Genomic DNA, 15647 nt, shown 5'->3' with positions numbered 1-15647 from the left:
CCCACCCTTTGATCAAATCCCACCCAACCTCAGTGGCTCAGTTCTATGCGGACCCTCGCATTGCCGCTCGCCTTGTGCGTGATGTTCACATTCACGGCTCAGGCATCGGCGGAAAATAAGTTCTCTCCCGAGCATATCGAATTCTTTGAGAAGTCGGTTCGTCCGGTCTTAATGAAACGATGTGTCGAGTGTCACGGTCCTGAAAAGCAGGAAAATGGCCTTCGTCTGGACGCTCGATCGGCGGTCGTCAAAGGGGGTGACTCCGGAGCTGCCGTTGTCGCCGGTAAGCCGGACGAGAGCGAACTGATCCAGGCCGTACGCTACGAAACGTACGAGATGCCTCCGAGCGGTCAGATGCCGGCTGAGGAGATCGCAGCTCTCGAGAAGTGGGTCAAGCTAGGCATGCCATGGCCCGAAGAGTCTGAACCGCTGCAGCCAGCCACATTCGACGAACGCCTGGTGGACGATAAGCAGCATCACTGGGCCTATCAGCCCATCCAGAATCCAGCGGCACCCAAGGTCGAAGGTGATTGGGCGACGAATGATATCGACCACTTCGTGCAGAGCCGACTTACGGAAGCAGGCATCACGCCGAGCGAGAAGACCGACCGTCGGACTTTGATCCGTCGCGCGACGTTCGATCTGACGGGGCTCCCTCCCACGGCGGAAGAAGTCGAAGCGTTCGTGAACGATAAGGACCCCAATGCGTTCGAGAAGGTAATCGATCACCTGTTGGCTTCCGATCAGTACGGTGTGAAGTGGGGCCGGATCTGGCTGGATGTTGCCCGGTACTCCGATACACGTGGTTACTTGAACGATGGCCAGGATCGCCGCTTTCCATACGCCCATGCCTACCGCGACTACGTGATTGATTCGTTCAACCTCGACACGCCATACGACGAGTTTCTTAAGGAACAGATCGCAGCGGACTACTTTGCCGAAGAAGGAGACCGACGCCTGGCGGGTCTCGGGTTGATTCGCATCGGTCGCCAGTTCCTCAAGCGGCAAGATACCATCGACGATCGTATCGACGTTGTCACGCGAGGGGTGCTCGGTTTGACGGTCACGTGTGCCCGTTGTCACGATCACAAATACGACGCCATCAACATGGCCGACTACTACGGGCTATACGGTGTTTTCGATCAGCTGGAAGAGACCACTCCGCTGGTCGGTCCCATCGATTCCGATCCGAAGTATCCGGAATTCAAGAAGAAGCTGGATGAGCTGCAGGGCGCATTGAATCAGCATATCGCCAAGGTCGATCGTGCGATCCAACTCGAAGCGTCGACCAACTTCTTCGATTTCATCGTCCGGGCTGTCTCGAAGAAACAAGATGTCGAGATTGCCAAGTTCGAGCAGAACGAACTCGACAGCAAGAACATTCGCCCGCACCTGGTCAGCAAGTGGAAGCTCTTCGCCGATCGCGAATGGAAACCAGATCATCCGGTGTGGGGACCTTTGTTCAAAGCACGCGAGTTGGGCGATGACGCCTATGCATCGCAATCCGAAGCACTGCTGGCCCAGTGGACCGGCGAGCAAAGCCAGTTGAATCCAGTCGTGCGACGTGCACTCGATAGTGCCAAGCCGACGACGCTGCCGGCGTTGGTCGACACATACGACGAGTTGTTGAAGCCGATCGGGAAGCTCTATCGAGATGCCGAATTCAATCGGGAAGGGGCCGATAAGCTCGAAGGTGCTCAGGCTCAGATTGCCAAGTCGCTATTGGGACGCAATTCGCCTGTCGTGTTGAATGAGAACGACGTGCGTCGAGCCTACTTCACGAGCGACCGGAATCACCAGAAGAAGCTCGAAGGCAACATTCGCGGACACGAGATCGATTCCGCTGGCTCCCCGCCGCGGGCGATGGCCGTCGTTGATCGCGACAACATTCACGATCCACAAATCTTCCTGCGAGGTGACCCAGGCCGACGTGGCGATCGCGTACCGCGTCAGTTCATTCGCGTTTTGAATGAAGAGTCGGATTCCGTTTACAAGAATGGCAGCGGACGTCTCGAGCTGGCCGAAGACATCGTCGCCGACGATAACCCACTCACCGCACGTGTGATGGTCAATCGCGTGTGGATGGGGCACTTCGATCAGCCGTTGGTGCTTACGCCGGGCGACTTTGGTATTCGCAGCGATCCGCCTGCCTTACCGCTGCTGTTGGATCACCTATCGACCTATCTGCGAACCAACGATTGGTCGCTTAAGCAACTGCATAAGTACATCATGCTTTCTTCGACCTATCAGCAGTCGAGCAAAGACCGCCCCGATGCCCGCGAGAAAGACCCCGAGAACCGTCTGTTCTGGCGGATGAATCGACGTCGCCTGAGCTTCGAGGAAATGCGTGACGGTATGCTGAAGGTCAGCGGCTCGCTCGATGATTCCCTCGGTGGACGAGCCGTGAAGATCCTGGAGGTCCCCAATCCGCCGCGGCGTACCGTGTACGGGTTTGTGGATCGGCAAGATCTGCCGAACCTCTATCGAGCATTCGATTACCCCAGCCCCGACGCGATGAGCCCGGAACGCTCGAAGACGAGTGTTCCTCAACAGGCGTTGTACCTGCTGAACAGTCCGTTCGTGCAGCGTCAGGCTCAGTGGGTGACGGAAAAGTGGAAAGATGACACGTCGCTTTCGGACCAACAGCGTCTTGAGCGACTCTTCCAGACGGTGCTTCAGCGATCGCCTACGAAGCAAGAGTCGGAAATGTTTTTGAAGTACGTCGAAGCATCCAGCGACGAAGAGAAGTGGAACAAGTGGGACAGTGTCGCCCAGGTGGTGATGGTCTCGAATGACTTCATGTTCGTGGACTAACCCTTTCCTTGTCTCACTGATCAAACGACTTCGCGAAATAAGAACCGGAACTAGATTATGAATAGCCAATACCCACATCACCCTGAAGCCTGCATGAACCGTCGTGACATGCTTTCTCGCATGGGAACTGGTCTTGGTATGTTGGGCCTGGCCGGTTTGCTGGGCGACGAGAAACTACTGGCAGCCGATGCTCAATCGGCAGCCCAGGCCTCGTCGTATCAAAACCCGCTGGCGCCTAAAGCTCCGCATTTTCCAGCCAAGGCAAAGCATGTCATTCACTTGTTCATGACTGGTGGTCCTTCGCATGTCGATACGTTCGATCCGAAGCCCCTTTTGACCAAGTACGACGGCAAGCCACTGCCCGGCGGCGAGAACCTCCGTACCGAGCGCAAGACGGGTGCCGCCATGGCATCGCCGTTTAAGTTTCAGAAGTACGGCGAGAGCGGCATCGAGGTCAGTGAGCTGTTTCAGCACACGGCCAAGCACATTGATGACATCGCCGTGATTCGTTCGATGCAGGCCGAAGTTCCCAACCATGAGCCATCGCTGGGATTGATGAACTGCGGTGCTTCGGTCGCCGTTCGTCCAGCGTTTGGTAGCTGGCTGACCTACGGCATGGGAACCGACAACCAAAACCTGCCTGGGTACATTGTGATGTGCCCCAATGGCTACCCGACCAAGCAAACCCAGAACTGGCAGTCGGCCTTCTTGCCTGGCGTCTATCAGGGAACGTACGTCGATACGCGGCACACTGAAGTCGAGAAGCTGATCGAGAACGTCAAGAACTCGAAGCTGTCGCTGGAAGAACAGCGCAACCAGATCGATCTACTGCAACAGATGAACCAGGCTCACCGCGAGCAGCGCGGCTTCGATCCGGCCTTAGAGTCTCGCGTGCAGTCCTTCGAGTTGGCGTATCGCATGCAGATGGAAGCGACCGATGCCTTCGACGTTTCTCGCGAGCCGAAGAACGTGCTGGAAGCCTACGGCGACGGCATCCAGGCACGTCAGATTCTGATTGCTCGTCGGTTGGTCGAACGGGGTGTCCGCTTCGTGCAAGTCTTCCACGACAAAGGCCAGCCGTGGGATAGCCACGATGATCTCGAGAAGTCACACCGCCGCCTGGCAGGGCAGTGCGATAAAGCCATCAGCGCGTTGATTGCCGACCTGAAACGACTGGGCCTGTTTGAAGAGACCCTGATCTTGTGGGGCGGAGAGTTTGGTCGTACGCCGACGGTCGAATTGCCTAAGCCTGGCTCCAACCAAGGCAAGGTCAACGGACGTGACCACAATCACTACGGTTTCACCTGCTGGTTGGCCGGCGGTGGGATCAAGGGTGGCCAGGTTTACGGATCGACCGATGAGACCGGTTTCAAGGCGGCCGAAAATCCGGTTCATGTTCATGACCTGCATGCCACCATGCTGCACGCGTTGGGCTTCGATCATAAGAAGCTCACCTATCGCTATGCCGGACGTGATTACCGTCTGACGGACGTTCACGGGAACGTGGTTCACCAGTTGCTATCGTAGTGAACCGAAAGCGAGCATCGGTGTCTTACGGGGATTGTTGCCTGTTTCAACCGAAGGACTACCACGATGGCTCGCTGTGAACTATGCGGAGATGAAGCTTTTAACGAGCATCATCTGATCCCGCGCCATTGCCATCGCAAGGCATGGTTCAAAAGCCGCTATTCCAAGCAGCAAATGCAGCACACAATCGATGTGTGCAAGATGTGTCATCAGATGATCCATCACTTCATTCCGGATGAGAAAGAACTCGGTCGCCGCTACAACACGATCGAGCTACTCACGGCTCATCCCGAATTTGATAACTACCTGCAATGGAAACGAAAACGAGTCCGCACTTGAGTCGGACCCGTCTCGATTCTGCTCTAGAGCAACGTAATTGGGTAGGGGGAATTACTATTGCTCAGCTGCAGCTTCTTCGCTTTCTAATTCGGGGGCTTCCACATCGGGAAAGGCTTGGGCGAGGAGCATGGCCAGTTTCTCACCACGGGCATCGGTGGCCTGCACGATGCCGTCTTTGTCCACCAAGATCATCTGGGGAATCGCGTTGATTCCGTAGTACCGGGCATTCGCATCCGAGAAGCCGTGGTAGTCGTCCCCTTCAGCATTGCAGACGATAATCCATGGTAGCTCGCGATCGATGACAAACTGCTGAACGTCCGCCTTTACGTCGTCAAGACTGATGCCCACGACTTCAAAACCATGCTTGTGGTAGATCTCGTAAAGCTGCTTCAGTTGAGGGAACTCGGCAACGCAGGGACCACACCACGTTGCCCAGAAGTCGACCAGCACGACCTTGCCACGCAGCGACTCCCAAGCCAACTCTTTCCCTTCGAGCGTCTTTCCGGCGATTTGAATCGAGTTGCCGTTCAGGTTGATCATCCGCGAGAAGCCCTTCAGGTCTTCCGATACCCGCTGCAGTTCTGAATCGTCTGAATTTGCGAAGTGCAAAGCGAGTTCGTCTGCGATGCTGGCGGCTGACTTCTCATCAACGACCGCGGAAAGATTTCGGGCAAGGGTCATCGCCAGTTTGGCCGAAGCGGAAGTGACCGGCATCGCTTCGATCTCTTCCTGCATGTTTTGAACTAGGGTCTGTTTCTCTTCGGCGGACTTGTCACGGATGAGCATCAATTGGAGCGTCATCTTGGCATCTCTTGCTGCCAGCGAGATTTCGGGCTGCTCGTGCTGAGAATACGAGGTCAGCTCGCTCAATAGCTTCTCGATGCTCGCCTCACTGCCGGTGCGTGCTTGAGCCATTCGTAGCGAGAAACGCGTCCAGATGAGCTTGCGTTTGAATTCCTCGTCGGAGTCGATTGCCCAGAGGGTATCCAGCATCGCGATCCCTTGCGTCAAACGCTCGGCAATCGGAAGCGGGTTGTTCGGATCACGCATGAAGGTTTCAAACTGCGTGAAGCCTTCGGTGGCCGACTTTGGCTCGAAAGGAGTGTGAAGTGATGGTGACGACTCGACAACCGAGGCCTCTTCGGCAAACAGCGGCGCGGTTGGAACGGCAAGTCCCAGCAACAAGAACGAAAGCCCATAATAGGTCCACGCACGCTTCATCTGCCACTCCTCGATCATGGTTCAGGGTGCCGGGGCGGATGAGTCTGTTGGTGCCCCTGGGTCGTTGTCACTCCATTCTAAGTCAACAAAAATGGCTGCCTATTTTCATAAGCAGCCATCGTGATTATTAAATTGTGGCACCTACCAACTTGCGTTGATGCCAGGCGGAAGCGATTACTCTTCCGTCTTTTCTGCGTCCTTCTTGGCTTCCTCTTCTTCGGAGGGAACCTTGACGTCCGGATAGGCTTCGGCCAGCAGTTGATCCAAATTGTGACCGCGGGCAGTCAACGATTGAACGTTGCCGTCCTTGCCGACGAAGATCATCGTAGGAATTCCGCTGATGCCGTAACGGCGAGCGTTCTTGTCATCCCAACCGCGTTCGCCTTCTTCCCGAGTGGTCCAGACGATGGTCCAAGGAAGTTCTTTGGCTTCGACGAACTTCTCGACGGTTTCTTTCTCTTCATCGAGACTGATCCCGACGATTTCAAAACCGTGCGGATGATAGATTTCGTAGAGCCGCTTCATGTTGGGGAATTCGGCGATACAAGGACCGCACCAAGTTGCCCAGAAGTCGACCACGACGGTCTTGCCTTTGAAGGAGGAATCGAACGCCAGGTCTTCGCCGTTAAGCTTCGTACCGGTGATTTCGATCGGGTTGCCCGGCAGGTTCAAGCGATTCGAGAGACCCACCAAGCGAGCCGCAGCCTTTTGGACGTTTTCGTCTTCGACAGATTTGAAGTGATTGGCCAGGTCGGCAACTTCTTTGGCAGCCTGATCTGCTTCCAAGCTTTTGGAAAGCGAGCTCGCCAGGGTCATCGCCAAAGCTGCCGTGCTGGGGGAAGGCTCGGCTTCCATGATTTGTCCCTTCACTTCATCAATCACCGCTTGCTGCTCTTTGGGAGAGAGCGATGCCAATTGATTGAGTCGCAGGTTGAGCAGCGAGGTCTCAGCGAACGAGGCGATTTCAAGGTTTTCGTCCTTGGTCAGGTTCGTGAGGAAGGCCATTGCTTCTTCCACGGCCTTGGGGTTACCGAATCGTTGTTGAACCGACAGCAACGAGACCTTCAAGCTGATTGCTTGCTTGGTTTCGTCAGCGGTGCGTTCCAGGTCCCAGGCCTGGTCGATCATTTCAACCGCTTTCTCGAAACGCTTGGGAATTGGGAGCCGGTCGTCACCGCCTGTGCGTGCGACATTCAACGCGGCAGTCAGTTCCTCTTGGAAGGTCTTGGGTTTCGCCTCTTCTTCTTTGGCTTCTTCGGCAGCTTCCTTTGCGGTTTCCTCAGCGGCAGGGGCTTCTGCCGCGGCAGCATCATCGTCAGCAAACACGTTGCTGCTCGTTACCATCATGCCGCCTGCCAACAGTGCCGCTAGGGCAAATTTCCAAGCGATTTTCATCACTGTCTCTCCCTGTCTTTATTAGATTAGGTAATGGTCCAACTCGCGCGAATTGATACGTATTGTAAGCATTGGGTACGCATGCAAGAACCTAATTGTTTCGCAAAAAGGCCAAGCTGGGTCAAATTTGATCACTTTTGGGTGCGCAAAGAAAAAGAGCTCTCCATCGCTAAGTACGGAGAGCTCTTACATTTCGATCGGTGAATGTGAGTTCGACTACACTCACATGCAGATTGCCTAGCCTGCGTTGACGCTTTCGCGAACTTCTTTCGGCATGCGGCTTTCCGCGAGTGTTGTGTCGATGTCCAGCTGCATCACGACACTCCAGCGGCCTTCGGCATCCCCTTGGACCCACCAATGAGGCATCATGCAGACACTCTGGTGCACCATCTCGAAACCGCCTTCCGACTGGCTGACCGTCGAGATGGGGAACGTCCACAGGCTGGTCGGACGATCGGCACTCCAGCGGCAATCAATACCGAGCCACTCGTCTTTCACACCGAGATCTTGAACTTCGTGCAGGTCAAGCTGCGTACCGAGGTGACCCAGCTTGTTGCCGTTGGCCTGGTGGAAGTAACGATCGTCGGCACCCGAAGGAAGACCGGCTAGATTCATTTCCACGGCGAAGTGCAGGACCTGATCCTGCGGCAGACCTTCCAGCATGTAAGCAATCTCGAGGCTGCTGCTGCCGGCGTTCATGGTGACGCCCTTGGTGATCTTCAGCGGGATACCCCAGGCGTTGCCCATCCGCGACATCTGAACCTGAATACGGTCCGGGTTGCGTCGCACTTTGGCTTCAAAGGGAGAGCCGACGAAGTCACCGCGTTCCATGGCGTTGTTCAGCGCCACTTGTTCCAGCGAAGCGTTGTTGTCGAAGAAGTGATCGACCAATGCCTTGCGCTGGTAGGTGTCGTACTGCAGCATCTTGTCGAGGCCTTCTTGTTTGAAGACCACGCGATCGTGAATCGATGCGACTTCACCGCCACCAGCCGAAGGACCAGCGAGCACTTTGCGGTGATATGCTTCGGGACGACGCGACAACGTTGCCAACAGGTTGTGGCAGATCGAACGAACGTCGAGTTCGTAGATCGTGCCACCGCTGGCCGGAGCCATCATGGCGACGAGCTTGTCGTCTTCCAGGCGAACTTCTTTACGCCCGTCGAAGTTAAAGTCGGCGACTTCGGCTTCGATGAAGCTGGAAGCTTTGTGCTCGGCCTTGTCCAGCAGGTTGTCCGCGGCAATCAAGTGCTTGTAGACGGCGTTGCGAAGGTGCGGCAGGTACGTGCCACCGAACGCACCGTGCCAGTAGCTGCAGTTGCACTGACCGCGGTAAAGTTCCTTCTTGGCCTGAGCCAACAGTTGGGCATCGCCACCGTTTTGCTCGGCAGCGTGAAGCCGGTTACTGATGCCCAGGGCACGGCAGTACATTTCGTCAGTTTCGGGATAGCGAACCTTGAAGTTGCGCCAGTAGCCACCGCGGATATACTTCTTGATCTGCGGCCAATGTTCTTGATGTTCCAGTTCGTGGACCATGTCCTCGAACTCGACTTGCTGCTGAGCCGGCATCGCCCATTCGGTCATCTCGCGATAACTGCCTTCGGGGATGTAGGTCTTGCCAACGGGAAGCAATGCTTCCGAGGCTTCGGCGAGCGTCGTGGTTAGCAGCCAATCCTTGTTGGCGGTCAGCAGTTCAAAGAACTGGGCCAACCAGCCACGATCGTAGACGTGGGCTTTTGTATCGGGCCAGGTTCCAAACTTTTCGCCATCGTCACCGAAGACCAGAACCGAGCCTGGGTACTGATCGGCAATGCTACGCATGTAGTCGATGGTGTCCTGAGCCGGTGCGAACGGCAGCAGGTAACGAAGGCGTTCGCTACCGGGGAAGACATTGAGCAGCTTGCCGCACTCTTCGGTCACGTAGTAGCCGTAGAGGTCTTCCTGAGGGATACCGGCATTCTTGAAGTGGAAGTCATCCAGGATGGTGTACTGGATGCCGGCATCGGCGATGTCAGCGGTGAGAGGTTGTTCCCACACGCGTTCTGGCATCCACATGCCTTGGATCTTGGCACCGAGCCGGTCGGTGAGCCACTTGGTGTACGTTTCGATCTGGCCAACGCGATCCCGTGGCGGGATCATCGGCAGAATGGCTTCGTAGAAGACACCACCGATGATTTCGATGCGGCCGTTTTTGACATGGGCGGCCAGGCGATCGAGGTATTCAGGATGATGCTCGTCCAGCCATTCCATCAGCGGGCCGCTGGTATGCAGGCCGATCTTGATATCGGGATAGCAATCAAACACGTCCAGGAAAGGGAGGTAGCTGTCCTGATAGGCCTGCTCGAAGACACCATCGAAGTTGCCGATGGGTTGATGATTGTGCAGGACCAAGCAAAGACGGATCGTGTTGCTCATGTTGTTCTCGGGGGAGTTCCTGGGAGTTGGGGAGGTTATGCGACGGAGTTCGTCTGGATAGATACAGGACGAATCGGCAGAACCAATAACCCTTTGCTAGCTTTTCCAATCGAGTTTAAGGGAAGACCTGCGGTGACCTTTCAGGTTGTGTTGACCTTATCGGTTACAGCAACTCTCGGAGGATTCTAGCGGCTCGTTCAGGAGAGAGTGGGTTCACATAAAGACCCGTCCCCCACTCGAAACCTGCTCTGACCGTCACGCGCGGCAAAACCTCTACATGCCAGTGATAGTGATCTGTCGAGAATGTGTCAAACGGCAACGTGTGAATCAGGTAGTTATATGCCGGGAAATTTAATGCCTTTTCTAATCGCACCAGGATCGAGCGTAACAACAAGGCAAGCTGCTCTAATAGCGTTGAGTTTGCCTCCCCAAAATCGGCCTGGCTGGACCGCGGCAAAATGGTGACTTCAAATGGCATCCGAGACGCATATGGACAGAAGGCCACGAGCTGATCGTCGGCATGGATGACGCGTATCCCATCCGATAATTCGCTTTCGATGAGATCGCTCCAGAAGGACCGTTTCGTCTTCTCGTAATAGGCCTTACTGGCGGCCAGTTCCTGCTCGATGATCGGAGGAACGTAGCGGGTAGCCATCAGCTGACTGTGCGAGTGTTCGAGCGAGGCACCAGCGGCTGGGCCGTTGTTCTTGAAGAGCTGAACGTAGCGGCAACGGCCTTCCTCGCGGATCGCATTGAGCCGCATCTGATAGGCCTGAAACGTCAGAATCGCGTTCTGCTCGGGCAACTGGGCAAACGAGCGAACATGCTGAGGGGACTCGACGATGACTTCCTGAATACCACTGGCCGCAACGGACTCGAAGAAGGGACTTACGGCTTGGGGAACGCTGTCCGGAAAGTGGGGCGACAACGAAGGATAGATGTTCGGCAGAACCCGGACTTCCCACGGCTCTTGGTCGTTCTGGCGGTTGAGACCCTGCGGCAGAACGAGCCGTTCGTGGGGTGTGGCATCTTCGTGACCACCACAGAACGGGCAACGCATCGCGGAGGGAGCCGGACTGGTCGATTTCCACTGCTGGGGACGGCTCTCGCGACCTTCGGCGACGACAACTTGAAACCCAAGCAGTGGGTCTCGGCGGAGCTCGTTTCCAGAACTAGGACTCACGGCGACGTCCTTGTCGGCGGGGACCTGCGTTAGCTACTGCGGCGTGCGTCGAGCGTTTTCTGATAGAGTTCAATGTACTGCTGGGCGCTGCGATCCCAAGACCAGTCTTGTGCCATGCCGGTCTCGACAATCTGCTTCCAAGTATCAGGTTGTTCTCGGTACGTGGTGATGGCGATTTCCAGGATATCCTGTAATGCCTCGGCCGTGTACTCCCGGAAACTGAAGCCATTGGCCGTGCCTGATTCGAGCGTGGCCGGCGACATGTTGGTAATCGTGTCGGCCAGACCGCCTGTTTCACGGACGACTGGAACGGTACCGTATTTCAGGCTGTAAAGCTGGTTGAGTCCGCATGGTTCGTACAAGCTCGGCATGAGGAACATGTCCGCTCCGGCTTCCACGCGACGAGCTTTCCCTTCACAAAACTCGACTTTCACGCCGATCTTGTTCGGGTACAGAGCACTCAGCTCTTTCAGCGTCGCTTCGTGATGCGGTTCGCCGGTTCCCAGGATCACCCACTGGCAATCGCAATTCTTGGCACGATCACGAATCACCTTGGCGACCAGGTCAAAGCCTTTTTGATCGGCCATACGACCCACCATGCCGATGACCGGCACTTTAGGATTGGTCGGCAGGTGGAACTCTTTCTGCAGTTCTTCTTTGCAAAGCGGCTTATTCTTCTGCCAGTTCTGCAGGTCATACTGTGTGGCGATGTCAGTGTCGGTGGCTGGATTCCAGCGGGTGTAATCGACCCCGTTGACGATCCCCTCGAGCACCGATCGGCGTTCTCGCAGGGCACCTTCCAGGCCACAGCCCATTGGCTGCGATTGAATTTCTTCCGCGTAACGTGGGCTGACCGTGGTGATCGCGTCGGCGAAGACGATCCCCGTCTTCAGGAAGTTCAGATGGCCGAAGAACTCCATCTGATGCATGTTGAAGTACTTCCAATCGAGCCCGGTCAGCAGCATGTCCCAGTGCCAGAAATTACCCTGGTAGGCCATGTTGTGAATGGTCAGCACACTGGCGATGTCTTCGTAGCCATGCGTAGCCCGGTACTCGATATTCAAGTAGGCCGGGATGAGACCGGTTTGCCAGTCGTTGCAGTGAATCAGGTCGATCTTCAGATCGAGCAAGCGAATCGCTTCGAGCACGCTGCGGCAGAAGAAGACGAATCGTTCGCAGTTGTCTTGGTAGTCTGTTCCCGCTTCGCGATACAATTCAGGCCGATCGAAATACTCTTCATTCTTGACAAAGTAGATCGGAACATCTGAATTGGGCAAATGCGATTTCAGGAGCTGGCCCGAGGCGATTTGACCTCCGACAGGGACGTCGAAGTAGATCGGCAACTCTTCAATGGGTAGCCCGGACTTATAGATATGCCGAAATGCGGGCAAGATCACGGTGACGTTGTCGACCATGCCTTGCAATGCGATTGGCAATGCACCGCCTACGTCCGCCAGTCCCCCGGTCTTGGCGAATGGATAGACCTCGCTACTGGCAAAAAGAACGTTCAAGGGGGCTCGGCTCCGATGCGTGGCTATCTTCCGGTAAACAGCGAGGTTGCGTCAAATAATAACACACGAAAACAGCCAAAGGGATAGGCTTGTGAAAAAAGGCGGTTTTCGTTGATTATGGCGATTAGGCCCTCTTGGTGATTGGGGCGCACGCTCCATTATTAAGTCGCATTGCGGGAATTTGCTTTCCCACAATTGGGTGATCTGTCAATAAAAAAAATTTGGGAACGAAATCGAATGCCATCTGATTCGGCCATTCGAGTGGGGGGAAGGCCAGCGAATGTCCATAAAAAGATATACGTTTAGTAGTTGTGATTGCACTACTTACGTGCGATTCGACTACTCCATTTTAAGTGGCAGAATCAAGGGCAGCAATTTGCCAAATTGTCGCAGATTGCTATGAGCGAGCTATGTTTTATTGCGCAGCTGCTCGAGCGAAGATTGTTTACCGACCACAAGGATCAGCTGATCGCAACCCAGCGAGTAGGCACCGTCCGGAAACATCTCGAGCTTGCCGGTCATCGAGTCCTTGATGCCCACGACCCAAACGCCGAATTGCTGGCGAAGGTTCAGCTGCATCAGCGACTTGCCGACCATGTCGTCGGGGACCGCCACTTCCATGAAGCTGTACTCAGGATCGATGGGCAGAAAGTCGATGATGTTGGGCCAGGTCACGCGGTCGGCAAGTGTGACCGCGATTTCCGCTTCGGGGAAGATTACCCGCTCGACGCCCAGGCTCTTCAGCAGCTTGCCGTGATCGCGGCTGACCCCTTTGACGATGATCCGCTTGGCACCCAGTTCCTTGACGTGCAGCGTTGCCAGTAGCGATGGGCTGATGTCTTCGCCCATGCTGATGAACACGCCGTTGGCATCCTTGAAGTTGAGATGCTGAAGGGTATCAAAATCGGTCGCGTCAGCGATGATCGCTTCGTAGAGCTCGTCTTTGATGTCTTCGACGTGCTCACGGTCGCTATCGATACCTGTTACGCGGCAGCCGTTCTTATTCAACTGCCGAGCCAGTGCTCCACCAAACGAGCCGAGACCCAAGACATAAAAGTGCTTTACAGGTGCCATTCGGCTTATCCTATCAAAGGTTCTTCTTTCGGGTATTCGACCGGCGTTTTCCGCTCGGTCAGCGATAGAGCTGCGAACACGGAGATCGGCCCGATGCGTCCCAGGAACATCAACGCGATGATGATCAGCTTGCCACTGTTGGAAAGCGTTCCAGTAAATCCGGTCGACAAGCCAACGGTTCCTAGAGCGGATACGACTTCAAAGGCCGCATCCAGAAACAGGCCCTGACTCTTGGGATGGGGCGCACTGGACTGCTGGATCACCAACAGCATGGTCAGCGCCCCGATCGCCACAACCGAGAACAACAACGCAGTCGCGGTTGCGGCTTGAATCACATCGCCAGGTATTGTGCGACGGGCAAAGTTGAGACGCGTGGCACCATGAAAGGTCTTCCAGGCATGCAGGGCCATTACCATCACGGTCGAGACCTTGAAACCACCTCCGGTTGAACAGGAACCGGCGCCAATCAGCATCAGCATCATCGAGATAAAGAGTGTCGCGTTGGTCAGCGCAGAAAGGTCAATTGTATTGAAGCCAGCCGTTCGGCATGTAACCGAATGGAAGCCTGAGACCAACACCTTCTTCCACAGTGGCATCTCGTTGAGGACGCCGTCCCACTCCAATAACAGAAAGCCGAGAAAGCCGGCTAGCAGGAAGAACGCGGTACCGAAGAGCATGAACTTCGAGTGGATGTGTAGGTTGATCCATCCCTCAATCGGCCCTTTCCGCCAGTTTTTGTTGAGATCCAACAAGACTGGAAAACCAATGCCACCCACGATAATCAGCGCCGAAATGGTCACGTTGACGATGACGTCGCCTTGAAAGCTCGTCAGGCTGTCGTCATGCAGTGCAAAGCCCGCGTTGCAGAACGCCGACACGGAATGAAACAACGCATGCCAGGCAGCTTTGCCAGGCTCGTAGATAAACAGGTTCCGCGCCAGCAAGATGACAAAGCCGATCCCTTCGCTTACCGCCGTGACGACCAAGACGTGCTGAAGAATCCATCTCAGGTCAGCGTTGTCACCGGCTCCAAGCGTTTCCGTCAGGATCGCTCGGGCACGTAGGCTGGGCTTATTTCCCAGGTTGAACATCGTGAACGTGGTGATCGTCATGATCCCGATCCCGCCGATCTGGATCAAAAAGAGAATGGCTAGTTGCCCGATGAAGCTGAAGTCGTGCGGGGTCGAGCGAACTGCCAGTCCGGTTACACAACTGGCACTGGTCGCCGTGAAGAAGGCGTCGATCAAGCTGATACTTTCGGCGCCCGATCCACGCGAGACGGATAGCGTCAGCACGATCGTTCCTGCCGCGATCAACCCCACGTACCATACGACCAGATTTCGCGCTGGGTATTTGACGATCGAGCCGGTCAGTTGAGCCATGGTACCAGTGCTTCGGAGGTACAGTTCAGCGCGACAAAGCGGAAAGGGGCGTTCTCTTTATGAAGCAACGCCCACCAATCGTCAACTTGCCTGGCTACATCTACCTGGCGGTAGAAGAGCCCGACTGGTCGAGTTGGCTGCTTGGCTCTTGGATCGGTGCGAGGGCGTTGAGCAGCAGTGGGCAAAATAGAACAACGCTACCCAGGCACGTTCCGGCCAGAAGGTTTCGATAGAACGGCAACGCACTCACATAGCATTGAATCAGGCCGCTGACGTCTTTAGTGTACTCTTGGAGTGTCAACCAGCTTCCGAAATTGGAAACGATAAAATAAGCCACGCTGGCCAATACACCCATGCCGATCGGCTTGATCCAACTGCGATCGTTCCTCAGCACGTAACCCAGCAAGATCGTCGCGAGAAGGCAGAGATAGTTGAAGGGAGTGCCTGGGTAGAACGCCCATTCGATGTGACCGGAAGCCAGCCAGATGCCGAGATCGCTAACGATCAGTGCGGCAAGCAGCAGGCCAGCGGCAGCATAACGATTAGTGAACATTGCCCCAGCGAACATGCCGACCGCCAGAATCGGTGTCAGCGACCAGGGGAAGTTTTGCGAAAACCAGTCGTGCTGGGCTCCCATAGCCGTCAGCACGTAGGGAAGCACCCGAAGCAGGACACAGTAGATCAAGCAGGCACCCACCACCAACCAGGTGCGTAGATGGTGGGTTTGCTTCGCAGGAGATTCAGAGGCCTGGGACATGCCGCGACTCTTTGGTTATCAACTTAGGGAAA

General features: G+C 55.5%; 11 protein-coding genes. 3 read left to right on the top strand and 8 right to left on the bottom strand.

The features are described 5' to 3' along the window. Positions 1–45: 45 nt before the first annotated feature. From PSR63_RS09150 to PSR63_RS09140, 3 genes are all read left to right on the top strand, one after another. Positions 46–2814 (top strand): PSD1 and planctomycete cytochrome C domain-containing protein, encoded by a 2769-nt coding sequence (locus PSR63_RS09150; protein ID WP_274332614.1) that lies wholly within the window; start codon positions 46–48, stop codon positions 2812–2814. 57 nt (positions 2815–2871) lie between these two features. Beyond that, positions 2872–4341 carry a DUF1501 domain-containing protein gene (locus PSR63_RS09145; RefSeq protein ID WP_274332613.1) on the top strand — a complete coding sequence of 490 codons (1470 nt, stop codon included), beginning with the start codon at positions 2872–2874 and terminating at the stop codon, positions 4339–4341. A gap of 66 nt (positions 4342–4407) precedes the next feature. After that, positions 4408–4680 (top strand): hypothetical protein, encoded by a 273-nt coding sequence (locus PSR63_RS09140; protein WP_274332611.1) that lies wholly within the window; start codon positions 4408–4410, stop codon positions 4678–4680. Positions 4681–4734: 54 nt separating this feature from the next. Here the strand turns inward: PSR63_RS09140 and PSR63_RS09135 are convergent, their stop codons facing one another. The 8 genes from PSR63_RS09135 to PSR63_RS09100 form a co-directional block, all read right to left on the bottom strand. Continuing rightward, positions 4735–5901 carry a TlpA family protein disulfide reductase gene (locus PSR63_RS09135; protein WP_274332610.1) on the bottom strand — a complete coding sequence of 389 codons (1167 nt, stop codon included), beginning with the start codon at positions 5899–5901 and terminating at the stop codon, positions 4735–4737. 174 nt (positions 5902–6075) lie between these two features. Further along, positions 6076–7296: a TlpA family protein disulfide reductase gene (locus PSR63_RS09130; protein ID WP_274332609.1), complete on the bottom strand. Its 1221-nt coding sequence runs from the start codon at positions 7294–7296 to the stop codon at positions 6076–6078. Positions 7297–7533: 237 nt separating this feature from the next. Continuing rightward, complete coding sequence (locus PSR63_RS09125) at positions 7534–9708, bottom strand: alpha-amylase/4-alpha-glucanotransferase domain-containing protein (protein ID WP_274332607.1); 2175 nt, start codon at positions 9706–9708, stop codon at positions 7534–7536. Between the two features lie 163 nt (positions 9709–9871). Next, positions 9872–10891, bottom strand: coding sequence for a galactose-1-phosphate uridylyltransferase (locus PSR63_RS09120; protein ID WP_274332605.1), 1020 nt, complete (start codon positions 10889–10891; stop codon positions 9872–9874). Between the two features lie 29 nt (positions 10892–10920). Further along, positions 10921–12402, bottom strand: a complete 1482-nt coding sequence (gene glgA, locus PSR63_RS09115; protein ID WP_274332603.1) for a glycogen synthase GlgA — start codon at positions 12400–12402, stop codon at positions 10921–10923. Positions 12403–12810: 408 nt separating this feature from the next. Continuing rightward, positions 12811–13476: a potassium channel family protein gene (locus PSR63_RS09110; protein WP_274332601.1), complete on the bottom strand. Its 666-nt coding sequence runs from the start codon at positions 13474–13476 to the stop codon at positions 12811–12813. A gap of 5 nt (positions 13477–13481) precedes the next feature. Beyond that, positions 13482–14858 carry a TrkH family potassium uptake protein gene (locus tag PSR63_RS09105; RefSeq protein WP_274332600.1) on the bottom strand — a complete coding sequence of 459 codons (1377 nt, stop codon included), beginning with the start codon at positions 14856–14858 and terminating at the stop codon, positions 13482–13484. 100 nt (positions 14859–14958) lie between these two features. Next, positions 14959–15615: a DUF6580 family putative transport protein gene (locus tag PSR63_RS09100; RefSeq protein ID WP_274332599.1), complete on the bottom strand. Its 657-nt coding sequence runs from the start codon at positions 15613–15615 to the stop codon at positions 14959–14961. Between the last annotated feature and the right edge of the window lie 32 nt (positions 15616–15647).

The sequence above is a fragment of the Bremerella sp. P1 genome (genome assembly GCF_028748185.1).
Classification (GTDB): Bacteria; Planctomycetota; Planctomycetia; order Pirellulales; family Pirellulaceae; genus Bremerella.
Note: the sequence above shows the minus strand (reverse complement) of the source record. Positions and strands in the feature narration are given on the sequence as shown.